General features: G+C 64.5%; 21 protein-coding genes. 11 read left to right on the forward strand and 10 right to left on the reverse strand.

Annotation, left to right across the window (positions count from 1 at the left end; translation table 11 throughout):
- Positions 1 to 248 precede the first annotated feature (248 nt).
- The 3 genes from AB4Z51_RS23370 to AB4Z51_RS23380 form a co-directional block, all read right to left on the reverse strand.
- Positions 249 to 884: a LysE family translocator gene (locus tag AB4Z51_RS23370; protein ID WP_441498074.1), complete on the reverse strand. Its 636-nt coding sequence runs from the start codon at positions 882 to 884 to the stop codon at positions 249 to 251.
- Positions 885 to 1,184: 300 nt separating this feature from the next.
- The gene (gene polA / locus AB4Z51_RS23375; RefSeq protein ID WP_441498075.1) at positions 1,185 to 4,238 is read right to left on the reverse strand and encodes a DNA polymerase I; all 3,054 of its coding nucleotides are present in this window, start codon (positions 4,236 to 4,238) and stop codon (positions 1,185 to 1,187) included.
- Positions 4,239 to 4,453: 215 nt separating this feature from the next.
- Positions 4,454 to 5,521 carry an acyltransferase family protein gene (locus AB4Z51_RS23380; protein WP_441498076.1) on the reverse strand — a complete coding sequence of 356 codons (1,068 nt, stop codon included), beginning with the start codon at positions 5,519 to 5,521 and terminating at the stop codon, positions 4,454 to 4,456.
- 192 nt (positions 5,522 to 5,713) lie between these two features.
- On the opposite strand from AB4Z51_RS23380, the gene AB4Z51_RS23385 reads away from it, so the two are divergent.
- A complete protein-coding gene (locus AB4Z51_RS23385; RefSeq protein ID WP_441498077.1) occupies positions 5,714 to 7,615 on the forward strand; it encodes a nucleotide sugar dehydrogenase in 1,902 nt (633 codons plus the stop codon).
- 25 nt (positions 7,616 to 7,640) lie between these two features.
- Here the strand turns inward: AB4Z51_RS23385 and AB4Z51_RS23390 are convergent, their stop codons facing one another.
- Positions 7,641 to 8,489, reverse strand: a complete 849-nt coding sequence (locus AB4Z51_RS23390; RefSeq protein ID WP_085399125.1) for an MBL fold metallo-hydrolase — start codon at positions 8,487 to 8,489, stop codon at positions 7,641 to 7,643.
- A 111-nt stretch (positions 8,490 to 8,600) separates the two neighbouring features.
- On the reverse strand, positions 8,601 to 9,758 hold the full coding sequence (locus AB4Z51_RS23395; protein WP_441498078.1) for an acyltransferase family protein: 1,158 nt from the start codon (positions 9,756 to 9,758) through the stop codon (positions 8,601 to 8,603).
- A gap of 297 nt (positions 9,759 to 10,055) precedes the next feature.
- On the opposite strand from AB4Z51_RS23395, the gene AB4Z51_RS23400 reads away from it, so the two are divergent.
- Positions 10,056 to 10,871, forward strand: coding sequence for a response regulator transcription factor (locus AB4Z51_RS23400; RefSeq protein WP_063979731.1), 816 nt, complete (start codon positions 10,056 to 10,058; stop codon positions 10,869 to 10,871).
- A gap of 34 nt (positions 10,872 to 10,905) precedes the next feature.
- Here AB4Z51_RS23400 and AB4Z51_RS23405 read toward each other — a convergent pair whose 3' ends face one another.
- Positions 10,906 to 12,048: an alpha/beta hydrolase family protein gene (locus AB4Z51_RS23405; RefSeq protein ID WP_441498079.1), complete on the reverse strand. Its 1,143-nt coding sequence runs from the start codon at positions 12,046 to 12,048 to the stop codon at positions 10,906 to 10,908.
- 146 nt (positions 12,049 to 12,194) lie between these two features.
- Between AB4Z51_RS23405 and pgm the strand changes: the two genes are divergently transcribed.
- The 5 genes from pgm to AB4Z51_RS23430 all read left to right on the forward strand — a co-directional run bounded on the left by pgm (position 12,195) and on the right by AB4Z51_RS23430 (position 17,623).
- Entirely contained in the window at positions 12,195 to 13,841 is a 1,647-nt protein-coding gene (pgm, locus tag AB4Z51_RS23410; protein ID WP_354078978.1) for a phosphoglucomutase (alpha-D-glucose-1,6-bisphosphate-dependent), read from the forward strand.
- A gap of 289 nt (positions 13,842 to 14,130) precedes the next feature.
- Positions 14,131 to 15,180 (forward strand): aromatic ring-hydroxylating dioxygenase subunit alpha, encoded by a 1,050-nt coding sequence (locus tag AB4Z51_RS23415; protein WP_187387662.1) that lies wholly within the window; start codon positions 14,131 to 14,133, stop codon positions 15,178 to 15,180.
- A 5-nt stretch (positions 15,181 to 15,185) separates the two neighbouring features.
- Entirely contained in the window at positions 15,186 to 15,947 is a 762-nt protein-coding gene (locus AB4Z51_RS23420; protein ID WP_028148569.1) for a GntR family transcriptional regulator, read from the forward strand.
- Between the two features lie 10 nt (positions 15,948 to 15,957).
- Positions 15,958 to 16,938 (forward strand): PDR/VanB family oxidoreductase, encoded by a 981-nt coding sequence (locus AB4Z51_RS23425; RefSeq protein ID WP_441498080.1) that lies wholly within the window; start codon positions 15,958 to 15,960, stop codon positions 16,936 to 16,938.
- Between the two features lie 241 nt (positions 16,939 to 17,179).
- A complete protein-coding gene (locus AB4Z51_RS23430) occupies positions 17,180 to 17,623 on the forward strand; it encodes a DoxX family protein (protein WP_071917677.1) in 444 nt (147 codons plus the stop codon).
- A gap of 6 nt (positions 17,624 to 17,629) precedes the next feature.
- Here the strand turns inward: AB4Z51_RS23430 and AB4Z51_RS23435 are convergent, their stop codons facing one another.
- The 3 genes from AB4Z51_RS23435 to AB4Z51_RS23445 all read right to left on the reverse strand — a co-directional run bounded on the left by AB4Z51_RS23435 (position 17,630) and on the right by AB4Z51_RS23445 (position 20,770).
- Positions 17,630 to 17,779, reverse strand: a complete 150-nt coding sequence (locus tag AB4Z51_RS23435) for a hypothetical protein (protein ID WP_166084486.1) — start codon at positions 17,777 to 17,779, stop codon at positions 17,630 to 17,632.
- Positions 17,780 to 18,072: 293 nt separating this feature from the next.
- A complete protein-coding gene (locus AB4Z51_RS23440; RefSeq protein ID WP_441498081.1) occupies positions 18,073 to 20,034 on the reverse strand; it encodes a putative bifunctional diguanylate cyclase/phosphodiesterase in 1,962 nt (653 codons plus the stop codon).
- Positions 20,035 to 20,404: 370 nt separating this feature from the next.
- The gene (locus AB4Z51_RS23445; protein WP_085399120.1) at positions 20,405 to 20,770 is read right to left on the reverse strand and encodes a nuclear transport factor 2 family protein; all 366 of its coding nucleotides are present in this window, start codon (positions 20,768 to 20,770) and stop codon (positions 20,405 to 20,407) included.
- 100 nt (positions 20,771 to 20,870) lie between these two features.
- On the opposite strand from AB4Z51_RS23445, the gene AB4Z51_RS23450 reads away from it, so the two are divergent.
- The 3 genes from AB4Z51_RS23450 to hemC are packed head-to-tail and all read left to right on the forward strand — an operon-like array spanning position 20,871 to position 24,146.
- Positions 20,871 to 21,461: a TetR/AcrR family transcriptional regulator gene (locus AB4Z51_RS23450; RefSeq protein ID WP_085399119.1), complete on the forward strand. Its 591-nt coding sequence runs from the start codon at positions 20,871 to 20,873 to the stop codon at positions 21,459 to 21,461.
- A 53-nt stretch (positions 21,462 to 21,514) separates the two neighbouring features.
- Positions 21,515 to 23,140 (forward strand): GMC family oxidoreductase, encoded by a 1,626-nt coding sequence (locus AB4Z51_RS23455; protein WP_085399118.1) that lies wholly within the window; start codon positions 21,515 to 21,517, stop codon positions 23,138 to 23,140.
- Between the two features lie 25 nt (positions 23,141 to 23,165).
- Entirely contained in the window at positions 23,166 to 24,146 is a 981-nt protein-coding gene (gene hemC, locus AB4Z51_RS23460) for a hydroxymethylbilane synthase (protein ID WP_085399117.1), read from the forward strand.
- Positions 24,147 to 24,264: 118 nt separating this feature from the next.
- Here hemC and hemE read toward each other — a convergent pair whose 3' ends face one another.
- Complete coding sequence (gene hemE / locus AB4Z51_RS23465; RefSeq protein ID WP_085399116.1) at positions 24,265 to 25,299, reverse strand: uroporphyrinogen decarboxylase; 1,035 nt, start codon at positions 25,297 to 25,299, stop codon at positions 24,265 to 24,267.
- A gap of 108 nt (positions 25,300 to 25,407) precedes the next feature.
- Between hemE and AB4Z51_RS23470 the strand changes: the two genes are divergently transcribed.
- Positions 25,408 to 25,623 carry a hypothetical protein gene (locus AB4Z51_RS23470; RefSeq protein WP_071917675.1) on the forward strand — a complete coding sequence of 72 codons (216 nt, stop codon included), beginning with the start codon at positions 25,408 to 25,410 and terminating at the stop codon, positions 25,621 to 25,623.
- Positions 25,624 to 25,652: the final 29 nt, after the last annotated feature.

Here is a 25,652-nt window from a genome sequence, read left to right on the forward strand (position 1 = left end):
GCCCAGGCGACTGTTCGGGTTCAATGGACTAACGGACGGGGCACCTCTCTCACCCACGGCCTGCAACGACCTGGGGGTTTGCGGGCTCCCGTCCGTCACCGCAACGTCTACAATAGCAGACCTGCGGCGCTTCGACTTACAAGGGGTCTGTCTCCGCGAGTCCAGCTGTCTTCGAATGCGCGGAGAAAGACCCCTCATCCGGCGCCTCGCGCCACCTTCTCCCACAAGGGGAGAAGGAAGAAAAATAATCACACCTTCTTCGCTTCCACCGCCATCCGCACCGCAAGCCCGGCCAGCACCGTGCCCATCAGCCAGCGCTGCACCAGCATCCAGCTCGGCCGGCTCGCCAGGAACAGCGCGATCGACCCCGCGGCAAGTGCGATCATCGCGTTGACGCTGACGCTGATCGCGATCTGGATCGCCCCCAACACCACCGACTGCGTCAGCACGCTGCCGGCGGTGGGATCGATGAACTGCGGCAGCAGTGCCAGATACAGCATCGCGATCTTCGGATTGAGCAGATTGGTGACAAAGCCCATCGCGAACAGTTTGCGCGGGCTGTCGATCGCGAGCTGCTTCACCTGGAACGGCGAACGTCCGCCCGGTTTCACCGCCTGCCAGGCCAGCCACAGCAGATAGCCGGCGCCGGCGAAACGCAGCGCGTCATAGGCAAAGGGAACGGCGAGCAAGAGCGCGGTGATGCCGAACGCCGCGCACAGCATGTAGAAGACGAAGCCGAGTGCCACCCCGCCGAGCGAGACGATGYCCGCCGCCGGCCCCTGCGTGATCGAGCGCGAGATCAAATAGATCATGTTCGGCCCCGGCGTGAGCACGAGACCGAGGCAGACGAGGGCGAAGCCGAGCAGGGCGGAGGTGTGGGGCATGCGTGAACCGGTGTGGGAGACGACACCGTTCTAATGTGCGCCGCGCGGCGGAGCCATCGCGCAATTGCACGGAGGACAATTCGATCTGCCGCCGAACGCTCGGTGCGCTCCCTCGCCCCGTTCTTACGGGGCCGCGACGAGCTTCGCTCGCGCTGAGAGGGTTGGGGTGAGGGGCTTCTCTCCAACCGGGTGGTCGTCGATAGACCTGTACCCCCTCACCCGGATCGCGCCGGACGATGCTTCGCATCGCCGGGGGGCGATCCGTCCTCTCCCCGCAAGCGGGGAGAGGTGAAAAAGCGATCAATGCGCCTCGTCCCAATTCTTCGCCGCGCGCGCATCGACATGCAGCGGCACCGACAGGTTCACGGCCGGGAACGGCGCGTCCTGCATCACGTGCTGCACCACCGGCAGCGTCGCCGCGACCTCGGCGTCAGGCACCTCAAAAATCAGTTCGTCGTGCACCTGGAGCAGCATCTGCGCCGTCAGCTTCTTCTGGACCAGGGCGTCCTCCATCCGCGTCATGGCGCGGCGGATGATGTCGGCGGCGGTGCCCTGGAGCCGTGCGTTGATCGCGGCGCGCTCGTTGAAGGCGCGCACCGAGGCGTTCGAAGCCTTGATGTCGGGATAGTACATCTTCCGGCCGAACAGCGTGGTGACATAGCCGTTGCTCCGGCAGAAGTCGCGCGTCTCGTCCATGTAGGCGCGGATGCCGGGGAAGCGCTCGAAATACTTCTTGATGTAGGCGGAGGCTTCCTCGCGCGCGATGCCGAGCTGGTTGGCGAGGCCGAATGCCGAGATGCCGTAAATGATGCCGAAATTGATCGCCTTGGCGCGGCGCCGGATTTCGCTCGGCATGCCCTCGATCGGCACGCCGAACATTTCGGAGGCCGTCATCGCGTGAATGTCGAGCCCGTCCTTGAACGCCTGCTTGAGGACGGGAATGTCGGCGATCTCGGCGAGCAGCCGCAGCTCGATCTGCGAATAGTCGGCGGAGACGAGCTTGTGCCCCGGTGTCGCGATGAAGGCGCGGCGGATCTTTCGCCCGTCCTCGGTGCGCACCGGAATGTTCTGCAGATTCGGCTCGTTCGACGACAGCCGGCCCGTCGTGGTCGCGGCCAGCGCGTAGGTGGTGTGGACGCGATGGGTCTGCGGGTTGACGTAGGTCGGCAGCGCGTCGGTATAGGTCGATTTCAGTTTCGAAACCTGGCGCCACTCCAGGATCTTCTTCGGGAAGTCGTGGCCCTGCTCGGCAAGTTCGTCGAGCACCTGCGCGGTCGTCGACCATGCGCCGGTCTTGGTCTTGGTGCCACCGGACAGTCCCATCTTGCCGAACAGGATGTCGCCGATCTGCTTGGGGCTGCCGACATTGACGGGCTCGCCCGCGATCTCCTGGATCTCGGCTTCGACGCGCGCCGCGGTCTGGGCGAAGTCGCCTGATAGCCGCGACAAGACCTGGCGGTCGATCGAGATGCCGCGCCGCTCCATGCGCGCGAGCACCGACACCAGCGGCCGCTCCAGCGTCTCGTAAACGGCGGTCATGTGCTCGGCGACGAGGCGCGGCTTCAGCACGCGCCACACGCGCAAGGCCATGTCGGCGCCTTCCGCCGACAGCGGTGCGGCCTTGTCGATCGGCACCTGGTCGAAGGTGATCTTGCCCTTGCCGCTGCCGAGCAGCTCGCTCTCCTTCAGCATGGCGTGGCCGAACCAGCGCTCCGCGAGCGCTTCGATCGCGTGCGAGCCGCGGCCGGCATCGAGCACATAGGAGATCAGTTGCGCATCGTCGACGTTGCGCAGCGTGATGCCGTGCTGCGCCAGCATCACGGCGGTGAACTTGACGTCGAAGCCGATCTTGAGAATGCCCGCCGATTCCAGCACCGGCCGCAGCGCTTCGATCGCGTCGGCATGCTTGACCTGGTCCGGCGCGAGACCCGCGTCGAACAGGCCGGCGCCGCCACCGGACTGCTTGTGCGCGAGCGGCACGTAGCAGGCCTCGTTCGGCGCCAGCGCCAGCGCGATGCCGCACAGATCGGCCTGCATCGGATCGATGGAGTTGGCTCTCGTCTCGATCGCGACATGACCGGCGTCGTGGATGCGCGCGACGAAGGCGTCGAGCTCCTTGAGCGTCTTGATCGCCTGGTATTTGCTGCGGTCGACCGGCAGCTTGCGCAGCGCCTCTTCGCGCGCGGCGGCCAGTGAAATCGGCGCGCCCTTGAGACCGGCCGACTTGTCGCCCTTGTCGCCGCCTGTTGCGGTCGCAGCTGGAGCGGCGAACAGATCACCGGAGGTCTCTGACGTCTTTGCCTTGGCGGCGTCGCCGCCAGCCCTCGCGCCGCTGCTGTTCGACGCATCGGCATCGACATTGGCGGGATCGATCTGCGAATAGTCGGCGACGCGACGCGTCAGCGTGGTGAATTCCATCGCCTTCAGGAAGGCGATCAGCTTGCGCGCGTCGGGCTCGTGCACTGCGAGATCGTCCAGCGGCACCTCGAGTTCGACCTTGTCGTCGAGCAGCACCAGCTGGCGCGAAATCCGCGCCTTCTCGGCATTCTCGATCAGCGCCTCGCGCCGCTTCGGCTGCTTGATCTCGGTAGCGCGGAACAGAAGCTGTTCGAGGTCGCCATATTCGACGATCAGCTGCGCGGCGGTCTTGATGCCGATGCCGGGGACACCAGGAACGTTGTCGGTGGAATCGCCGGCCAGCGCCTGCACTTCGACGACTTTCTCCGGCGGCACGCCGAACTTCTCGATCACCTCGGGGATTCCGATACGACGGTCCTTCATGGTGTCGTACATCATGATCTTGTCGTTCACGAGCTGCATCAAATCCTTGTCGGAGGATACGATGGTCGTGTGGGCGCCGCGGTCGCTGGCCTGCCGCGCATAGGTCGCAATGAGATCGTCGGCCTCGAAGCCGCCCTGTTCCAGGCAGGGCAAATCGAAGGCGCGCACGGCTTCGCGGATCAGCGCGAATTGCGGGATCAGATCATCGGGCGCGGGCGGCCGGTGCGCCTTGTACTCGGGATAGATCTTGTTGCGGAAGGTGACTTCCGACTTGTCGAACACGATCGCCAGATGCGTCGGGCGGTTGTCCTCGGGCATGTCGCGCAAAAGCTTCCACAGCATGTTGCAGAAGCCGAGCACGGCATTGACCTGAAGACCGTCGGATTTGCGGTTCAGCGGCGGCAGCGCGTGATAGGCGCGGAAGATGTAGCCGGAACCGTCGACCAGGAAGATGTGGTCGCCCTTGCCGGCCACCTTCGCCGCGACCGGTTTGGCAGCAGGCTTGTCAGCAGCGGGTTTGGTGTCGGCTTTCGCGGCGGTCTTCGGGGATGTCGTTGGGGASCTTTTGGGCATGGCCGCAATGTATGAATTTTTGCGGGCTTTGACAGCCTTGAGCGGGGGATTTTTGGGCCGCTGGTGCCGCTATCCCCACTGTCGTTCCCCACATCCCCGCTGTCATTCCCCGCGAAAGCGGGGAATCCAGTACGCCGTGGCTTCTCGGCTCAATCACTGGCGTCTCGGCGTACTGGGTCGCCCGGTCGAGCCGGGCGACGACACCGAGAGGGCGGCTACTCCGCCGCCTGCAACACTGGCCCGGCCTTGTTCGGCGCGATCCAGAACGTCTGCGGCCGTTCGAACAGGAAGCGGGCATTGAGCCGCAATGCGACGTACCAGATCGCGAGCGATCCGATCACGCCGACGATGGTGACGATCAGCGACACCGTGCCGATGTCGGCAATGATGTGGGTGCGCAGCAGCAGCGTTCGTGTCGCCGCCATCGGCAGGAAGAAGGCGAGGTAGATCACGATCGAATGCTCGCCGCAGAAGCGGAAGAAGTTCAACCATTGTGCGCGGGCGAGCAGCGTGCCCATCGTGATGATGGCGCAGGCGCCGGCGAAGCCGAGCGCGAGCGAGACGATCTTCCATTCGCTGGCGCCGAGCGCGACGAGGCCCGCATTGACCAGCGCCCAGGTCGCAAGCGCCGCCAGCGCGAGTGCGGGATGGTTGCGCGCGCGATCGGACAGCGCGAACACGTAAGGCGCGAACAGATATCCCGAATAGAAATAGACGAAGCGCGCGCAGAATTCGTCGATCGCGGTCCAACCGGTCGAGATGCCCGCCGTCTCCAGCGCGGCAGCGATGAGCCAGATCGCCAGCGGCGGAATACGCCGTGTCAGTTTTGTGACCATGAAGAAGATCGGCAGCAGGTAAATGAACCAGAGCGTGCCGAACGGTTCGACGAAGGATTCCAGATACAGCAGGCCGGCCTCGCGCCAGCTCGTCTCCGCCGCGAATGCCGGTGCCTTGAAGCCGAACTGGATTGTCACCCAGACGACATAGAAATAGGCGAAATGCACCACCTTGCGGTCGAGATAGGTTCGCCAGTCCCGATCGATCACCAATGGCAGGAACAGGCCCGAAATCAGGAAGAAGTCCGGCATCCGGAACGGCTTTGCGAAGGCCACGGCGACATGCATGAAACCGGTCTGGCCGGCCGCGATCTCCACCCCCAGCACCGAGTGCATCATCACGACCATGACGATGCAGATGCCCTTGGCATAGTCGATCCAGTCGACACGCGCGGCCGGGGGGGCCTTGGAAAGCCCGCTCGCGGCGATTGTGCCTGATAATGCCATGGTGTCCCGTTTCGAGGCGCGGTCCGCCCGGCTCTGTGCGGACGTGGCGCAGTGTGAAGCCTTGCGGTTTAAGGTTTCTTTACCGGTACAATTCGCGTGCCGGTTTTTGCATCCGGGCTGTTCTCTCCCCTCAGGAAAATGCTAAACCGCTCGAGTTGGGGTTTCGTTAACCAAGCTGGAACAGGGTTTTTCATGCGAATCGCGATGATCGGAACGGGCTATGTGGGACTGGTGTCCGGCGCCTGCTTTGCGGATTTCGGTCACGACGTCACCTGCGTCGACAAGGACGAGAAGAAGATCGCGGCGCTTCATCGCGGCGAGATTCCGATCTACGAGCCCGGCCTCGACGAACTGGTCGCGACCAATGTGAAGGCCAAGCGGCTCGACTTCACCACCGATTTGTCGAAGCCGGTCGCGGACGCCGATGCCGTCTTCATCGCGGTCGGCACGCCCTCGCGCCGCGGCGACGGTCACGCCGATCTGTCCTATGTCTACGCCGCCGTCGTCGTCGGCACCTCCGACGAGCGCGGCCGCAAGGTGATGGGCGACGTCTATCGCCCGCTGTCGCTGAACCAGGCYCCGCTGATGTTCACGGCGCGCCGCACCGCCGAGATGATCAAATACGCCGCGAACGCSTTCCTCGCGACCAAGATCACCTTCATCAACGAGATCGCSGAYCTSTCGGAAAAGGTCGGCGCCRACGTGCAGGARGTCGCGCGCGGCATCGGCCTCGACAACCGCATCGGCACCAAGTTCCTGCATGCGGGGCCCGGCTTCGGCGGCTCCTGCTTCCCGAAGGACACCAAGGCGCTGATCAAGATCGCGCAGGACTATGACGTGAGCCTGCGCATCGTCGAAKCCGTGCTGGCCGTCAACGAGAACCGCAAGCGCGCGATGGCGCGCAAGGTCAGCCAGGCGCTCGGCGGTAGCTTGCGCGGCAAGACCATCGCCGTGCTCGGCCTCACCTTCAAGCCCGACACCGACGACATGCGCGATGCGCCGTCGATYCCGCTCGTCACCGGCCTGATCGACATGGGCGCGACGGTCAAGGCTTTCGATCCCGTCGGCATGGAGCAGGCCAAGGGCGAGCTGCCGAACATCACCTATTGCGAGGACGCCTATTCCTGCGCGCAAGGCGCCGATGCGCTCGTCATCGTCACCGAATGGGTGCAGTTCCGCGCGCTCGATCTCGGCCGGCTGAAGGCGGTCATGACCGACGACACGCACACGATCCGCAGTGGCGGGCTCACCGCGACCATCAAGGCACACGGCGCCGAGCTGTGCTCGTTGAAGAACGGCAGCGGTGTCGAATTTGTCTGGCAGGCAGGGCCGGCCTGGCCACGCCACGCGCCGCTGCTGTTTCCGATCGTCGGGCGTCTCGCCAATGACGAAATGCGGCACCGGGGCAAGACCTACCGGATGACCCAGCACGGTTTTGCGCGCGACAGCCGGTTCGCGTGGGTAGAGCGCGGCGAGAACCGTTGCACCCTGGCGCTCGAAGACAGCGAGACAACGCGCGCGCTCTATCCGTTCGCATTTCGCCTGACCGCCACCTATGCGATCGACGACGCTGGTCTCGATCTCTCGCTCACGGTCGTGAACACTGGCAAGGAGACATTGCCGGTGTCGCTCGGTGGCCATCCCGCCTTCAACTGGCCGCTTCAGCCTGGAATGTCGAAGGAGAGCTACGCGCTGACGTTCACGAACGAGGAGCCGTCTCCGGTTCGCCGTGTCGAGGGCGGACTCCTRCTCGCGGCAACGGATCCGAGCCCCGTCAGAGGCACCGTGCTTCCTTTGTCGGAATCCCTGTTCACCAATGACGCCGTCATCCTCGACCCCGTCAACAGCCATGCGGTCCGCTATGCGGCCGGGCAAGGGGGCGGGCCCTGGCTCAAAATGTCATGGCGCGGCTTTCGCGAGCTCGGCGTCTGGTCGAAACCGACAGGCGCGCCGTTCCTCTGCATCGAGCCGTGGCGCGGCTATGCCAGTCCCGTCGGTTTCGAAGGCGAGTTCAGCGACAAGCCTGGTCTGATGCACATCGCGGCCGGCGCGAACGAAGAACTGTCGTACCGGATCGAGGTTGGATCGTCCTGAAACCGGACGGCGCATCGCGCAGTCCTCAGACCTCGATTCGCGTGAGATCCTCGCCGAGCACGACGGGACCCGAATAGTCCTTCCTGACGTCCGCGAGCAACGCATCCAGCATGGCATCGTCGGTGCGCGGACGGTGATGGGTCAGCGCAAGCTTCTTGACGCCGGCCTTGGCTGCGATCTTGCCGACCGTATCGCCGCAGGCGATCGTGTATTTCGCGAGCCGGCGGAGATGGTCGTTGTTGATTTCAGGTGTTGCGAGAAAGCAGCACTGCACCAGTAGGTCGGCTCCTTCAGCCAGCCGCTCGAGACCGGGGCAGGGGACCGTGTCGCCGGAGATCGCGATGACCTTGCCCTCGGCTTCGAAGCGGAAGCCGAGACACATCCAGCGCGCGAGAAACGCCGGCGACATGTCGAGACCGTCGCCATGTGAGACGAGCTCGGCGCTGATCTTCCAGCGACCGGTGTCGAGGACGGGGCCGGGAATGATGTCCGTCGCGACGACCGGCTTCCATCCGCCAAAGGTCGGCTCGCCCTGATCCCGCCAAGCGATGTCCTTGTCGTAGACCTGTGTGATCAGCGTGTTGACGAGCCGTTCGGTATCGGGCGGACCGTAGATGCGCAGATCGTCCTTGCGCCCATGCATCCACGAATTCAGCATCACATCATAGAGGTCGCCGATGTGGTCGAAGTGGTGATGGGTGAGAAAGACCGTGTCGATGGCGCCGAGCGGCACGCCGGCTTTGTGGAGCTGCACCATGACGCCGCGGCCCGCGTCGAACAGGATATTCTCCTCGCCGAGCCTGATCAGCGTGGTCGTCGCCATGCGGCGCGGGTCCGGGCGTGGGCCGCCGGTGCCGAGCAGTATGACTTCCATGGCGCCTACTCCAGCGTGAAGCCGGTCGATCTGATCACGCCGCCCCAGCGTGTCTGAAGATCGCTCGTGGCGTACTTTAGATTCGAAGGCGTCAGCTAGACAAGTCGCGCGTCAGTGCAGACCGGCCACAGTGGCCGCGATGGTTGGCCGGATCGTTGACCGGTCCGATCCCGCGGACGTCAGGCGATGCGCAAAATCCTGCGCGCGCCGCTCGACCAGATGCCAGGTGGCGCGTGCGACGAGATAGCTGAGCGCGGCGGTGACGGCATAGGCGATCAGCAGCGAGACCAGTCCGTCCGTAAGCGGCCAGATCTGGCGCAGGCCGTAGATCACCGCGAAGTGCGACAGGTACATCGAATAGGAGTTGCGGCCGAGCGCCTCGATCGGCCGGCAGCGGATCGCGAGGCGGATGCAACCTGCAACCAGCGCGCCGAGCACGAGGTTGATCATCAAATAGTTGAATTCATGCGAGCCGGTCGCGCGGTCGGCGATGAAGGACAGCGCGATGAAGGCGGCAAAGATCGCGGCATCCGACTTCGCAAAGCCGTCGCGCAGCGAGAAGAACAGCGCGCAGCCCACGAGGAAGACCGGCAACTGGTTCAGGAAGCTGATGTGCAATGCGTTCCACACGAACGCTTCGTGGCCGGGACCATAATAGGCCGAGAACAGTGCGAAGGCCCACGGCTTGAACAGGCAGACATTGACGAGATGCAGCGCGATCGCGAGCGCAAGATAGAGGTGGCGGCGAGATCCGAAGGCCGTGATCACGAAGGGGAACACGAGATAGAACGTCATTTCCGCCGCGATCGACCAGTCGCCCGGCACGACGCTGTTGACGCTGTCCGGCCAGAAGCCGTGCAGGAATGTCGCGGTCAGGATCACCTGGAGCGGTCCGATGCCGTTGGGCGCGTTGTAGCTGGGACCCGTGCCGTTGACGGCGAGGTAAACCGGGATCGCGAGCCAGAACAGCGGCGAGATGCGCAGGAAGCGCCGGATGTAGAATTTGCGCGTCGGGTCGGTTTCGGTGCGCTGCGTCCACATCAGGCACATCGTCATGGCGCTGACGAAGTAGAACACGTTGACGCCGGTCCAGCCGCACATGAAGGCGAAGTCGAGGGCGTGGATCTTTGAAGGAAAGGATTGTGAGACGTGGATCGCCATCACGCCGACGATGGCGAGGCCGCGCAGGACGTCGAGCGTGTGAGAACGGCCGAAAGGCGTTGCACCTTGCTCGGTTCGTTCGGCGGCCAACCGGGCCTGCCCCTGCATCACGCCTGCTCCGTGGTTTCGCATCTGCAAGCGGAGACCATAGAGGCGCGGCCGGCTGTTTCGAAGCCGAAGCCTTTCTTTACGTTAACCAGCGGTTGAGTCTGATGCCGAATGTACGGGATCGGCGGTGTCGAGGGGGCTGGTCGTCGCTCGCACGCGCCACGCCGGCATGATGATGCGCGCGATGAGAATTGTGGGGCAATTCATACTTAATACGCCAATACCATGACCAATATTGTTCGGGCAGCACAACACGCCTAGTATTCCAGCAGGCAATCTCGGGGGCTCGAATAAGTCGTGAATGTTCGTTCACAGGACAGTGCGCTGCGCGACGACTTGAACTTTCAAGCCGCGCCACAAGCACACAGGACATCCAACAACGTGGTTGATTCCGCACGTCAGGAATTGAGGCCTGCCGGCCGCGAACGGCTGATCGTCGTCGAAGACGATCCCGTGACGCGGACGATGCTGGTCGGCTATTTCAGCGAGAACAATTTCGACGTGGTCGGCGCCGGCTCCTGCGCGGAATGCCGCCAGGCGCTGCGCTCGCGCACCGATCTCGTCTTCCTCGACGTGCAGTTGCCTGACGGCGACGGCTTCGAGCTCGCCAAGGAGATCCAGGCGACCAGCAACGCGGGCATCATCTTCGTGACGCGCCGCGACACCGACGTCGATCGTATCCTCGGCCTCGAGATCGCCGGCGACCATTACGTCACCAAGCCGATCAATCTGCGCGACCTGCTCGCGCGCGCGCGCAGCGTGCTGCGGCGGCGCTCGATCGACCGCAAGGCCGCGCGCAACCACAATTCGATCGCCTTCGGCGACTGGATCATCGACCTGACCCGGCGCGAGCTGCTCGGCAGCGACGGCAAGCCGGTGGCGTTGACGCGCGCCGAGTTCGATCTGCTCGCGGCGCTGGTCGGCGCCGACGGCCGGCCGCTCAGCCGCGACTATCTGATCGAGGTCGTCAGCAACCGCCAGGCCGAGGTCGATATCCGGACGGTCGACGCGCTGGTGGCGCGGCTGCGCCGCAAGCTCGTCGGCAGCGGCACGCCCGTGATCGCGACCGTCACCGGCGTCGGCTACAAGCTCGCGCTCAGCGAGCGGCTCTAGCCTTATCCGTCGAAAGATCCGATCACCCTCGCGCCTATCGCGCGCGGGCGCTCTGATCCGTCGATGTCCTTTGCGTCGCCCCGGCCAGCTGGTCATCGACCGCATACAGCGTGCAGGTCGGCGACCATTTCATGCAGGCGCTAAGCGAATCGCGCCGGGCGTCGTCGGCGGTCGTGCGGCCCGAACGCCAGCCGTAACCGCCGTTCGGCGACACCGCAAAAGCCTTGTGCGGCATGGTGCTGGCGAGATAGCGGGAGAATTCGGCGCGCGCGGCCTCGTTGAGCTGGCCCGGCGGCGGCAGCGGATCGGGAAGGCTCAGGATGTCATGGCCGAGCCCGCGCTCGCGCAGGAAGGCGTCGAGATAGGGCGTCCATTGCGGGCGGCCCACCACCGAATAGAGATAGTGGCCGTCATCGCCGTAAGGCGGCGCCGCAATGAATTTCGCGTGACCGCCATTGCCGCGAAATCCGTCATAGAGGCGGCGCGCGAGATCGGGACCGAAGAACGAATCGTTGGCCGCATAGACCCACAGCATCGGCACGCGCGAGGTTTTGCCGAACGTGGCGAACGCCTGCACCAGCCCGTCCTTGTTGCAGACGTCGTCGTCATCGCGCGAGCCGCGGCCGCCGGCAAAGCTGATCGCGGCGACGAGACCACTCGGTGCCTGCGCGGTCAGCGCGACGGTGGCAAGCCCGCCGGCGGAATGGCCGGCCGCGATCATGCCCGATGTCGTGACGTCGGCCCTGCGCCCCATCGCATCGATCGCCGCGCGCAAATCCGCGATCGCAACCGCCGCCGCCGGCAGATAGGTGGCATTCGCGCAAACGCCGACGCTGTCGACGCGCCCGCCGGGCGAGGTGCCATATCCGCGCCGCRTCACGATCAGCGCGGCAAAGCCGCGCCGGGCATATTCGAGCGCGATCCCGTAATATTTGTGCGCCGACATGGTCGCGCGGTCGTCGAAACTGCGCGGCGAGCCGTGGTTGAGCAGCGCGAGCGGATAGCGCTTCGTTCCGGCCGGCCGGACGAGAAAGGCCTCCAGCCCCTGCGGCCCGGCCTCCGCCATCGGAATGCGCAGGTCTTCCGTGTAGAACTCCGCGGCCGTCGCATTGGTCACGATGCCAGCGGTCGCAAGCCAGGCCATCAGCACAACCAAGAGCCTGTGAAACAGCGTCATGCCCCGACTCGAAAAAGCCCCGATTTGAAAGACCATAGCATGATCTCAGGAACGGCCAGCCAACCGCGCGTGTTGTGCCCTTGGCGGGGGCCCGGCCGATGCTATGGTAATCCACAAACTCTGCACGACAGGACGAGGATATTTCAGTGGCTGATGTTGACCCCGCGGCGGGCAAGCTGGTCTCGCCGGACGCGCTCACCAATGTTCCGCGGCTGGTGACGGCCTATTTCGCCGGCAAGCCCGATGTCGGCGATCCCACGCAGCGGGTGGCGTTCGGAACCTCCGGCCATCGCGGCACATCGTTCAAGAACAGCTTCAACGAGGGCCACATCCTCGCGACCACGCAGGCAATTTGTGACTACAGGACAGAAAAGGGCCTGACCGGTCCGCTCTTCATCGGCATCGACACCCACGCGCTGGCCGAGCCGGCGCTGGTCAGCGCCGTCGAGGTGTTCGCCGCCAACGGCGTCGACATCATGATCGACAAGGACGGCGGCTACAGCCCGACGCCTGTCATCTCGCACGCGATCCTGACCTACAACAAGGGCCGCGCTAGCGGCCTTGCCGACGGCGTCGTCGTCACGCCCTCGCACAATCCCCCCGAGGACGGCGGCTACAAATACAATCCCCCGCATGGCGGCCCGGCCGACACCGACGCGACCTCCGTGGTCGAGAAGCGCGCCAACGCCTATCTCGCCGACGGCCTGAAGGGCGTGAAGCGCATCGACTACGCCAAGGCGCGCAAATCCGCGAACGTGCACGCCTACGACTTCATCACGCCCTACGTCGCCGATCTCGGCAATGTCGTCGATCTCGATCTGGTTAAATCCGCCGGAATCAATATCGGCATCGATCCGCTCGGCGGCGCCGCCGTGCATTATTGGCATCCGATCATCGAGCGCTACGGCCTGAAGGCCACCGTCGTGAACGAGGCGATCGATCCGACCTTCCGCTTCATGACCGTCGACTGGGACGGCAAGATCCGCATGGATTGTTCCTCGCCTTACGCGATGGCGAGCCTGATCGCGATGCGCGACCGCTTCGACGTCGCCTTTGCCAACGACACCGATGCCGACCGCCACGGCATCGTGACGCGCACCGGCGGCCTGATGAATCCGAACCATTACCTTGCGACCGCGATCTCCTATCTGTTCGCGAACCGCCCGAACTGGGGCAGGGATGCCGCGATCGGCAAGACCGTGGTGTCGAGCTCGATCATCGACCGCGTCGCCAAGAAGCTCGGCCGCAGGCTGGTCGAGACGCCGGTCGGCTTCAAATGGTTCGTCGACGGCCTCCTCACGGGCGGATTCGGCTTCGGCGGGGAGGAGAGTGCAGGGGCCTCGTTCCTGCGCCGCGACGGCGGGGTGTGGACCACCGACAAGGACGGCATCATCCTCGGCCTGCTCGCAGCCGAGATCATGGCGAAGACCGGCCGCGATCCCAGCCAGCTCTTCAACGACCTCACTGCCGAGCTCGGCGTGCCGCACTATGCGCGCATCGACGTCGCCGCCACTGCGCCCCAGAAGAACATCCTCAAGTCCGTCACGCCCGAGCAGCTCGGCCTCAAGGACCTCGCCGGCGATCCCGTCCGCGCCACGCTGGGCAAGGCGCCGGGCAACGGCCAGCCGTTCGGCGGCATCAAGGTCGAAACCGATTTCGGCTGGTTCGCCGCAAGGCCGTCGGGCACCGAGGACGTCTACAAGATCTAYGCGGAAAGCTTCCGCAGCACCGAGCACCTGAAGCGGATTCAGGAAGAGGCCCAGGCAGGGCTGAAGAAGGTGTTCGGGGCGTAGGGCGCCGAGCCCAGGACGACTCTTCGGTTGCTGCTCCGAGGAAGTGTTTGCCGCATTCTCCGCTGTCATCACCCGCGAAAGCGGGTGATCCAGTACGCCGCGGCCGTGCCGTGATGCGGAGGAGCTGCGGCGTACTGGATTCCCCGCCTTCGCGGGGAATGACTTCCGGTATAGTTGTATACATAACCAAGATAATAGGTATCCAAATACGCCATATTTAGCCTTGAACGATTCTACCTCTCCGCTATTGTATACATAACGTATTCATAAGCGCTTGGGAGAGCGACCCGTGACAAAACCCTTTCCGATGAACGCCTGGTACGCCGCGGCCTGGGACGCCGACGTCAAGCCGGCGCTGTTGCCGCGGACGATCTGCGGCAAGCATGTCGTGATGTACCGCAAGGCCGACGGCTCGGTGGCCGCGCTGGAGGATGCCTGCTGGCACCGCCTGGTCCCGCTGTCCAAGGGCCGGCTGGAAGGCGACACCGTCGTCTGCGGCTATCACGGCCTGAAATACAATGCGCAGGGGCGCTGTACCTTCATGCCCTCGCAGGAGACCATCAATCCGTCGGCCTGTGTCCGCGCCTATCCCGTGGTCGAGCGTCATCGCTACATCTGGCTCTGGATGGGAGACCCTGCGCTCGCCGATCCCGCGCTCGTCCCTGACATGCACTGGAATCACGATCCGGCCTGGGCCGGCGACGGCAAGACCATCCGCGTCAATTGCGACTACCGCCTCGTGCTCGACAATCTCATGGACCTCACCCACGAGACCTTTGTGCACGGCTCGTCGATCGGCAACGATGCGGTCGCCGAGGCGCCGTTCGACGTCACCCATGGCGAGAAGACGGTGACGGTGACGCGCTGGATGCGCGGCATCGAGGCGCCGCCGTTCTGGGCCAAGCAGCTCGGCAAGCCCGGCCTCGTCGACCGCTGGCAGATCATCCGCTTCGAAGCCCCGTGCACGATCGCGATCGATGTCGGCGTGGCGCCGACAGGTACCGGCGCGCCCGAAGGCGACCGCTCGCAGGGCGTCAACGGTTTCGTGCTCAACACCATCACGCCGGAGACCGAGAAGACCTGCCACTATTTCTGGGCCTTCGTGCGCAACTATCAGATCGGCGAGCAGCGCATCACCACCGAGATCCGCGAAGGCGTCTCCGGCATCTTCCACGAGGACGAACTGATCCTCGAGGCGCAGCAGCGCGCTATGGACGAGAACCCCGATCGGATCTTCTACAACCTCAACATCGATGCCGGTGCGATGTGGACGCGCAAGCTGATCGACAGGATGGTGGCGAAGGAAAGCGCGCCGCAGCAGCTCCAGGCCGCGGAGTAGGCCAGGTGAAAGCAGCGCCCGAGCGAGAGGTCGACCGCTCCGTCTCGCAGACCGTGAAGGCGCAGCTCGCGCTGCGCGACCAGATCCTGTCGGGTCGCTTACGGCCCGGCGAGCGCATCTCCGAGCTGCAGGCGGTGGAGACGACCGGCGCCTCGCGCACGCCGGTGCGCATGGCGCTGGTGCGGCTCGAGGAGGAAGGCCTGCTGGAGGCGATTCCCTCAGGCGGCTTCATGGTGAAGGCGTTTTCCGAGCGCGACATCTCCGATTCCATCGAGCTGCGCGGCACGCTCGAAGGGCTCGCCGCGCGCTTCGCAGCCGAGCGCGGCGTTTCCGCGCGCGAGCTCGAGCCGCTGAAGGAGTGCCTTGCCGCAATTGACGAATTGCTGCGCCAGGTGCCGATCTCGGTCGACGCGTTCTCATCCTATGTCACGCTGAACGCGCGCTTCCACGCACTGCTCACGGAATTGTCGCGCAGCCCGCCGCTGATCCGGCAGATCGACCGCGCTTCGGCGCTGCCGTTCGCCTCGCCAAGCGGTTTCGTGATGGCGCAATCGGCGCTGCCCGAGGCGCAGCAGATTCTGATCATCGGGCAGGAGCACCATCGCGTCGTGATCGACGCCATCGAGAACCGCGAAGGCGCCCGCGCCGAGGCCGTGATGCGCGAGCACGCGCGCCTCGCAGTGCGAAACCTGCGGCTTGCGCTGCGCAACCGCACCCATCTCGACCTCTTGCCGGCGCTCGCGCTGATCAGGACCGCAACCGACTAGGGCAATCGCCATGCGCTTCATCGAAACCTGGATTCCGGCAACGCTGGTCGCGACGCGCGATCTTGCGCCGGGCATCCGCGAATTCTTGATCCTGCCGGATCAGTTCGACGGCACGGCCTATCCGGTCGGCAGCCACATCAATATCAGCGTGACCATCGACGGCCTGCCGGAGACGCGATCCTATTCGCTGGTCGGTGAGGCGTCCTCGCGCGGATTCAGGATCGCGGTGCGCCGCGCCGAGGATTCCCGCGGCGGCTCGCGCTACATGTGGCAGCTCACCCCCGGGGCTCGGCTCGACATCACCCGGCCGGCTTCGCTGCTCGCAGTCGACTGGACGCGCGAAAACTATTGCCTGATCGCTGGCGGCATCGGTATCACGCCGATCCTTGGCGCCGCACAGGCGCTGGCGCGTCGCGGCGTTGATGTCACGCTGCATTATGCCGTGCGCTCGCGCACCGATGCCGCCTATCTCGACGATCTCGCCAAAATGCTCGGTGAGCGCCTGCTCGTTCACGCGAGCGACGAGGGCCGGCGACTCGACCCCGATGCGCTGTTCGGATCATTGCCGCAAGGTGCGCTGGCGCTGTTCTGTGGCCCGATGAGGATGCTGGATGCCGCGCGCCACGCCTGGATCGGCGCCGGCCATCCGCYTCCCGATCTCCGCTACGAGACCTTCGGCTCCAGCGGCACGCTGCCGACCGAGACGTTTCGCGTGCGCCTGAAGGGGACCGATGTCGAGCTCGAAATCCCGCGCGAGCGCTCGATGCTTGATGTGCTCAATGCCAGCGGACACGACGTGATGTACGATTGCAAGCGCGGCGAATGCGGCCTGTGCGCGATCGACGTGGTCGAGGTCGACGGCGAGATCGATCATCGCGACGTCTTCTTCAGCGATCACCAGAAGCAAAGCAACCAGAAGATCTGCGCCTGCGTCTCCCGCGCCCGCGGTACCATCACCGTGGACACGCTGCTCCGGGAAGATGCGGTCTGACCGGAGCTGGAAGGCGTACTCGGAAACCGCGATCAGCCTGAAGGCTCGCGCATCCGCCCTACTTTCGGAGCGGGCGGGTGCAGGTCGTCCTGGCGAGGCAGCTAAGGGCGGTGACGAAGCGGGCTTTGCAGCGTCAATGGGCCGGCAAGAGCGCTTCGTGCGGTCCACCAATCATGATAGGTTTGCTCTCGGCAATAGATGCGTTCAGCCGGTCTTGGACAGCAAGGGTGGAGGTTCTGCCATGAAATCCAATTCTGTCTCGCTGGCAGTCGATGCGTTCGCCACAGGGCGAGCTGACGCGCTGATTTTAATCGGCCGCATTCTCCTCGCGTGGGTATTCGTCGGAAGCGCGTATGGAGCAATATCCAACTTCAGCGGCTCTGTGGGGTATTTCAGGTCCCTGAATCTTCCAGCACCCGAGCTGTTCACGATGACGAACATCGTACTGGAAGTATTGATATCCGTTGGTYTGATATTGGGCGTCGGTACGCGCTACTGCGCAATTCTGACGTTTGTGTTCGTATTGGCGGCAACGGCTATTGCGCACCGCTACTGGGAGTATCCCGCGGGTGCGCAGCAGATCGGTCAATACAACCACTTCCTGAAGAATGTCTCGATCATGGGAGGCGCGATGTTGATCTTCGTCACCGGGGCGGGCCGGTTCAGTTTCGATCGGGCATCGTAGCCGAGATCACTTCAAGTCGGGCTTGAAAGCTTCCTCTATCGCGCGGCGGATGCTCTTTGAGAGCTGTTTCAGGGTCTTGCTCACGAGGGCGAAGAGAAGCATCAACCATGTCGCAAGCGCGGCACACCACAGCACGACTTCAAATATCTCAGGCATGATGATGCCCCTCAAAAATAATTACTTTGAAATGAGGCAAGTGTTGCTTAATGGGGCCGACACGGCAAGCCGTCTTGAGAGTGGTAGCGCGCCGAAACACTCGGAAACGCTCTCAAAACAGCGGACAGCCTTAGGTCAGGGATGCAGACCAACCCTATGACCGCGAAGACTGGCGCGGGATGCAGAACTGCCTGGCAGTGATTCATTTGCAAAGGGTGGCTTGAAGAAATTCTGCCCTGCGCGAGTCTGCTTCACCCCTGGAAGCGGACCGCCTCACATTTGCGAGTATTTCCCTACGCCGCGTAAGTCGCCCGCTGCTTTTTCGTGTTCAACAGCGCCAGAACGCCATCGGCCGACACCGGCCGGCTGATCAGATAGCCCTGCGCTTCGTCGCAACCGAACTGGCGCAGAAACTCGAGCTGGTCGGCGGTCTCGACGCCTTCCGCAACCACGCCGATGCGCAGGTCGCGCGCCAGCGAGATCACAGACTTCACGATCGCGGCGCAGTCGGGCTGCACCAGCATGTCGCGGATGAAGGACTGGTCGATCTTGATACGGCTGAACGGCAGCTTGCGCAGATAGGTGAGCGAGGAGAAGCCGGTGCCGAAATCGTCTAGCGCCACCGTGATGCCAAGCTCGAGCAGCGCGTTCAGGATTGACGCCGCGGAGCCGTATTTCGACAGCAGCATCGATTCCGTGATCTCGACCTCGAGCCGGTGCGGGGCGACCTTCGCGTCCGCGAGCGCCTGCACGATGGTCTGGAGGATGCCGGTGCTGTGAAACTGCGCGGCGGAGAAGTTCACGGCGACCCTGATGTCCTCCGGCCAGTCCGAAAGCGTCGCGCAGGCACGCCGGATCACCCATTCGCCGATCTCGTGGATCAGCCCGGTCTCCTCGGCGATCGGGATGAATTCGCTCGGCGGCACCAGTCCGCGCCGGGGATGCTGCCAGCGCAGCAGCGCCTCGAAGCCGGTGATGCGGTTCTCGCCGAGATCGAGGAACGGCTGGAACACCAGGAACAGCTCGTCTCTGGCGATGGCGCCTTCGAGGTCCGCTTGCAGCGCCTTGCGATCGCGTGACACCCTGTCATCGGCTTCCTCGAAGAAGCAGACCGTGCCGGGACCTGCTTTCTTGGCGCGATACAGCGCCGCGTCGGCATTCTTCATGATGTCGAGCTGCGTGGTGCCGTCGCGCGGCGCCAGCACGATGCCGACGCTGGTCGCGCCGGCGATCTGGCGGCCCTCGATCTGGAACGGTTCGTCGAAGGCCGCGACGAAGCGTTCGGCGATCTCGAGCGCATCCTCCGGCCGTGCCAGATTGGCCATCACCAGCGCGAACTCGTCGCCGCCAATTCGCGCGACGTGCTCGGCCGCGCGCGTGCAGCGTTGCAGCCGGCCTGCGACCTGGATCAGGAATTCGTCGCCGGCGGGGTGGCCGAACTTGTCGTTGACTTCCTTGAAGCGGTCGAGGTCGAGCAGGAGCACCGCGAATTCCTCGCCGGACAGGGCCATCCGCCGGAGCGCGGCTTCGAGCGTCTCGTTGAAGGCGAAGCGGTTGGGCAACAGCGTGAGGGGATCCTGCCGGACCGTGCGCTCGGCCTCGATCTGCCGGATCACGCGCCGCGCGAAAGCGAATGAATTGACGAACACCGCACGCAGCAGCACGCTGCCGTAAACCACCACCAGGATGGCCATCAGCACATAGGCGGGATCGCCGTCGCGGCCGAGGCAGATGGCGATGCCGACGAAGATGGGGCTCGTGAAAGCGATGGCCGCAATCGGGATCGTGGCGAAGGCTAGTGCGCCGCCGGCCAGCATCCCCGAGCAAAGGCAGGTGATGACGAGCTGGCCGCCGGTCGCGGCATTCGCGAAGAAGGCGACCGGGACGATGCCCCAGGCAACGCCGAGCACGAAGGCGTTGCGCACCAGCCGATGCATCGCCCGACGCGAAACGAATTGCGGTTTTGTGATCCGGCGCGAGGCGTGGGATTGCAGGCCGAACGCGATCGCGGCGCCGGCCACGATCGCGGCCCAGGCCAACGCAAACTTCCAGTCCGGCGAATGCCAGAGCGCGATGGCGAGTACGGCCGCGTTGCAGGCATTGGCAAGCATGATGCCGACGGAGTAGCCGAGCACCTGTGACATCTGATCGGCGCGGATATGTCCGGCGACGGCTTCGTCGGTTGCAGGACCGCCAAAGGCCGACAGATCGCCGGCGAACAGCCGCGCGAAATAGCTGATCGTTTGAGTCCGCATTCCAGGGCCTAGCAGCATGGGCCGTTTGTCCGGCTCGATCAGGAGGATTCGCTGCAAACCTTTGACGAAATATGAATTATCCCCGCTGGCCACGATCGCCATGGCCACTTCTGCGTGTTCAAGCGAGGGTATCGATAACAAATCGATACAAATGCGGCGCCCCGCGTTACGGTTGTAACAGTGGGCCGATCGCAGAACGCGCTCGGCCTTCATGGTTCGAGACGCGCCGCAAGGCTGCGCTCCTCACCATGAGGGTCTAAGATGTTGCCGCGGAGCAGGCCTCATCCTGAGCAGCCCGCTGAAGGCGGGCGTCTCGAAGGATGGCCGCGAGGAGGCTGCCAGCCCGCTCTGTTGCCAAATGTGCCGAACGTCACCGCCCGAGCTGCTTCGGATCATAATAGAACCGTTCTTCGATCAGCTGATCGCCCTGCCAGGTCTGCCACGCGATCTCATCCAGCGTTCGGACGACGCCTTCGGCATTGGTGAAGCTGAACCGCCAGCGTGTCGCGACGTGATCGCCCTCGATCAGGCTCGGCCCGATGCGGACGGCCTTGACCTTCCTGGAGGCCGCGAGCACGCCGCGCTCCTTGGCGACGAGCTTGTCGCGGCCGACTGTCGGGGCGGCGTTGTTCTCATAGGTCGCGGCATCGGACGTGTAGTACTGCTCGATCGCTTCGACAAACTCCCCATCCTCCAACCGCTTCGCAAAAGCTTCGACGACGTCACGGCTCGGCATGGCGCACCTCACGATTAAAACAGACTGATAGTCGGTAAATACCGACCGGTAGTCGAAAAGTCAACTGGCCGGGTGCGACGAATTGGACTAGACGGGAGCGATGGCAAAGCAGGCGGAGCGGCGGGCGGCGACATCCGAGGCGATCCTGACGGAGGCGCGGCGCCTGTTCGGGACGCAGGGCTTTGCCGCGACCACCGTGGACGACATCGCGGCGGCCGCGGGCGTTGCCAAGGGCGCGGTCTATCATCACTTCAAGACCAAGGAGGTGGTGTTCGAAGCGGTGTTCGATTCTGTCTCGCGCGATCTCGTCGCCGAGATCGACCGCACCGCGCGCGCCGAGAAGGACGTGCTCGCCGCGATGGTCGCCGGCACGCAGCATTACTTTGCGGCGACCGCCAAGGGCCCGACAGGTCAGATCATCCTGCGCGACGGCCCGGCCGTGCTCGGCTGGGAGCGCTGGCGGGAGATCGACGCGCAGCATTTTGGCGGTAAGATGCCGCGCGCGCTGTCGGTGGCGATGGAGGCCGGCCTCATCGCAAAGCAACCGGTCGAGCCGCTGGCGCGGCTGCTGCTCGGCGCGGTGACGGAGGCGGCGGTCGCCTGCGCCGGGCGCACGGATATCGCAAGGGCAGGGGCGGAATATGCCCGTGCGTTCAAGTCACTGGTCGAGGCGCTGCGTCTACGCGCATGATTGTGCTAGTGACGAACCGGAAACGCCCACACCAACAAAAAGAACAGTAGCGCATGAACGCAAATTCCTCCCTCGCGCCGTCCGATCCTGAGTTCGACTACATCATCGTCGGCGCCGGCTCCGCTGGCTGCGTGCTCGCCAACAGGCTGTCTGCGAACGGCAAGCACAGCGTGCTGCTGCTCGAGGCGGGACCTAAGGATTCCAACATCTGGATCCACGTGCCGCTCGGCTACGGAAAACTGTTCAAGGAGAAGACGGTCAACTGGATGTATCAGACCGAACCGGAGCCCGAATTGAAGGGGCGCCAGGTGTTCCAGCCGCGCGGCAAGACGCTGGGCGGATCGAGCTCGATCAACGGCCTGCTTTATGTCCGCGGCCAGCACGAGGATTACGATCGCTGGCGCCAGCACGGCAATGCCGGCTGGGGCTATGACGACGTGCTGCCCTATTTCAAGAAAGCCGAGAACCAGGCGCGTGGCGCCGATCAATATCACGGCAGCGGCGGCCCGCTGCCGGTGTCCAACATGGTCGTGACCGATCCGCTGTCGAAGGCCTTCATGGATGCCGCGGTCGAGACCGGTCTGCCCTACAACCCCGATTTCAACGGCGCCACGCAGGAGGGCGTCGGCCTGTTCCAGACCACGACGCGCAACGGCCGCCGTGCCTCGACGGCGGTGGCCTATCTTGGACCCGCGAAGACGCGCAGCAATCTCAAGGTCGAGACCGAGGCGCTCGGCCAGCGCGTGCTGTTCGAGGCACGCCGCGCGGTCGGCGTCGAATACCGGCAAGGCACAACCGTGCGCCGGGCCCGCGCGCGCAAAGAGGTCGTGCTGTCGAGCGGCGCCTACAACTCGCCGCAGCTCCTTCAGCTCTCCGGCGTCGGCCCTGCCGATCTCTTGCGCAAGCACGGCATCGATGTCGTGCTGGACGCGCCGGGCGTCGGCCACGATCTCCAGGACCACATGCAGGTCCGCATCGTGATGCGCTGCTCGCAGAAGATCACGCTCAACGACACCGTCAATAATCCGTTTCGCCGCACGTTGGCCGGCGCGCGCTATGCGCTGTTCCGGAAGGGCTGGCTGACCATCGCGGCCGGCACCGCGGGCGCGTTCTTCAAGACCAATCCTCGCCTCGCTTCGCCCGACATCCAGGTGCACTTTCTGCCGTTCTCGACCGACAAGATGGGGGAGAAGCTGCATGATTTTTCCGGGTTCACGGCGTCGGTGTGCCAGCTCCGGCCCGAAAGCCGCGGGACCTTGCGCATCAAAAGCGCGGACCCGACCGCGCCGCCGGAGATCCGCATCAACTACATGTCGACCGAGACCGATCGCACCACCAATGTCGAAGGCCTGAAGATCTTGCGCAAGATCCTGAATGCGCCGGCGCTGAAGCCGTTCGTGGTCAGCGAGTACGATCCTGGCGCAAAGGTATCCACGGATGGAGAGCTGCTCGATTATTGCCGCGAGCGCGGCAGCACCATCTACCATCCGACCTCGACCTGTCGTATGGGCAATGACGCGCTGGCGGTGGTGGACCAGCGGCTGAAGGTGAGGGGGCTCGAAGGCCTTCGCATCGTCGACGGTTCGATCATGCCGGACCTCGTGTCGGGGAATACCAACGCGCCGATCATCATGATCGCCGAAAAGGCCTCCGACATGATATTGGAGGATGCGCGATAAACATTGCGCTGAAAGGACATTCGACTTGGCTACGCGACTGAAGATCGGCACACGCAAGAGCGCGATGGCGCTGGCGCAGACGGAAGAGATCGCGCGCCGCCTGACCGCCGCCATGCCCGATCTCGATGTCGAGATCGTCAAGTTCGACACCACGGGCGATCTCGACCAGACCGGCAAGCTGCTGCCGCATGGCGGCAAGGGCGGCGCCTTCGTGGCGCAGATCCGCGCTGCCGTGCTCTCCGGCGAATTGCAGGCCGCGATGCATTCGCTGAAGGACATGCCTGGCAACGAGGACACGCCCGGCCTCGTCATCGGCGCTACGCTATCGCGCGATCCCCCGAGTGACGCACTGGTGCTGCGCGATGGGGTGACGCTGGAAGCGCTGCGCCAGTCGCGCGGCAAGGGTTTCAAGATCGGCACCAACGCCGTGCGTCGCGCCGCCTATGCGCGGCGGCTGTTTCCCGATGTCGAAGTGATCCACTTCCGCGGCGCCGCTGACACCCGCGTGCGAAAACTCGACAATGGCGAGAAGCAGAAGTTGCCGGATGGCGGCGCGGTTGGTCCCGCCGATGCGCTGATCATGGCGCGTTCCGGTCTTGACCGCGTCGGCCTCTCGCACCGTATCGCCTATGAATTCTCCGCGGCGGAGATGCTGCCCGCGGCAGGGCAGGGCATCGTCGCCGTGGAATGTGCCGCGCAGGACTGGCAGACGCGGCAGATCCTGGCATCGATCGACGATCCCTCTGCGCACGCTTCTGCCGATGCCGAGCGCGAGGTGCTGTGGGTGCTCAACGGCCATTGCAATTCGCCGGTGGCGGGTTTTTCGACCATCGCAGGCGATCAGATGTCGCTGACGGCGTCCGTGCTCGACCTCTCCGGCAACACCATCATCGAAGCCTCGCACACGGGCCCCGCCAACCGCCCGCGCGAGCTCGGCCGTGCGGTGGGACTGGAGCTGCTGACGAAGGGCGCCGCCGAGATCATCGAGCGCAGCCGGCCGCGCTAAATTTTGAGAGCGCAGTACGTACAGCATCCGTCATTGCGAGCGTAGCGAAGCAATCCAGGCTGTCACCGCCGAGAGATTCTGGATTGCTTCGCTGCGCTCGCAATGACGGCGCGGAGCCTCAGCCCCGCACGCGCTTCAGCATCTGCTCGACATGGGCGATCGGCGTCTCCGGCTGGATGCCGTGGCCGAGATTGAAGATGAAGCGCCCTTGCGCAAAGTTCGCCAGCACGTTGTCCACAGCGCGATCGAGCGCAGCGCCGCCTGTGATCAGCACCAGCGGATCGAGATTGCCCTGCACGGCGACGCGGCTCTGCACGCGCTCGCGGACGAAGGCCGGCTCGGCAGTCCAGTCGATGCTGACGGCATTCACGCCGGTCGCCTCGACGTAACCGGGCAGTTGCGCGCCGGCGCCGCGCGGAAAACCGATGATCTTCGAATCGGGCACTTTTGCGCGCACGCCTTCGACGATGCGCCGGGTCGGCTCGACCGACCAGCGCGCGAACTCGGCCGGCGGCAGCACGCCGGCCCAGGTGTCGAAGATCTGCAACGCATCGGCACCGGCCGCGAGTTGCGCCAGCAGATATTCGATCGAGTTCTCCACGAGCACGTCGATGATTTTCGCAAACGCCTCCGGATGCCGGTAGGCCATCATCCGTGCCGGCGCCTGGTCGGGCGTGCCCTGGCCTGCGACCATGTAGGTCGCCACCGTCCACGGCGCTCCGCAGAAGCCGATCAGTGCGGTCTTGGGATCGAGCGCACCGCGCACGAGCCTGAGCGCTTCGAACACCGGTTTGAGCTTGCTGAAGTCGGCGTGCGCGGCGAGTGTCGCGACTTTTGCGGGATCATCCAGCGGCTCCAGCCGCGGACCCTCGCCAACCTCGAACCGCACGGAACGGCCGAGCGCATAGGGGATCACCAGGATGTCCGAGAAGATGATCGCCGCATCGAAGCCGAACCTGCGGATCGGCTGCAGCGTCACTTCGGCGGCAAGCTCCGGGTTGAAGCAGAGATCGAGGAAGCCGCCGGCCTTGGCTCGCACCTCGCGATATTCCGGCAGATAACGCCCGGCCTGCCGCATCATCCACATGGGCGGGGTAGCCTGGCGCTGGCCGGAGAGCACGTCGATGAAGGGCTTTGTCGCAGACTGGGGCACGGACGGTCCTATCAAGATTGAGGTTCCTGATACACTGCCGGAAGCCGGAGCGGAACAGTGGAACCAGCGCAAATGCACCGCGTTGACCTCCCAATCGAGGAGGACTCCATGGCTGAGACATTCAATCCCGCGCCGCACGACAAGCACGCTGATGATCTTGGCAAGGCGCTGGCCGCCGATCGCCATACCAGGCTTGAAGCCGGGCTGGAGGACAGTTTCCCTGCGTCCGATCCGGTCAGCGCTGCGCAGCCGACACCGTCGAAGGCCGATGCGGACGCCGACAGTCCCTCGCTCTGGGACAAGGTTAAGTCGATCTTCAGCTAAGGCCGACGTTCAGCGAGCGCCGGGGCGCT

The organism is Bradyrhizobium sp. 2TAF36 (assembly GCF_052114925.1).
Taxonomy (GTDB): domain Bacteria; phylum Pseudomonadota; class Alphaproteobacteria; order Rhizobiales; family Xanthobacteraceae; genus Bradyrhizobium; species Bradyrhizobium barranii.

What these genes read in the sequence shown, in the direction of transcription:
- AB4Z51_RS23380 (WP_441498076.1), bottom strand. Translation starts at nt 5,521, where the DNA reads ATGGCATTATCAGGCACAATCGCCGCGAGCGGGCTTTCCAAGGCCCCC.
- AB4Z51_RS23390 (WP_085399125.1), bottom strand. Translation starts at nt 8,489, where the DNA reads ATGGAAGTCATACTGCTCGGCACCGGCGGCCCACGCCCGGACCCGCGC.
- AB4Z51_RS23395 (WP_441498078.1), bottom strand. Translation starts at nt 9,758, where the DNA reads ATGCAGGGGCAGGCCCGGTTGGCCGCCGAACGAACCGAGCAAGGTGCA.
- AB4Z51_RS23435 (WP_166084486.1), bottom strand. Translation starts at nt 17,779, where the DNA reads ATGCCTGAGATATTTGAAGTCGTGCTGTGGTGTGCCGCGCTTGCGACA.
- AB4Z51_RS23440 (WP_441498081.1), bottom strand. Translation starts at nt 20,034, where the DNA reads ATGCGGACTCAAACGATCAGCTATTTCGCGCGGCTGTTCGCCGGCGAT.
- AB4Z51_RS23445 (WP_085399120.1), bottom strand. Translation starts at nt 20,770, where the DNA reads ATGCCGAGCCGTGACGTCGTCGAAGCTTTTGCGAAGCGGTTGGAGGAT.
- AB4Z51_RS23450 (WP_085399119.1), top strand. Translation starts at nt 20,871, where the DNA reads ATGGCAAAGCAGGCGGAGCGGCGGGCGGCGACATCCGAGGCGATCCTG.
- AB4Z51_RS23455 (WP_085399118.1), top strand. Translation starts at nt 21,515, where the DNA reads ATGAACGCAAATTCCTCCCTCGCGCCGTCCGATCCTGAGTTCGACTAC.
- AB4Z51_RS23470 (WP_071917675.1), top strand. Translation starts at nt 25,408, where the DNA reads ATGGCTGAGACATTCAATCCCGCGCCGCACGACAAGCACGCTGATGAT.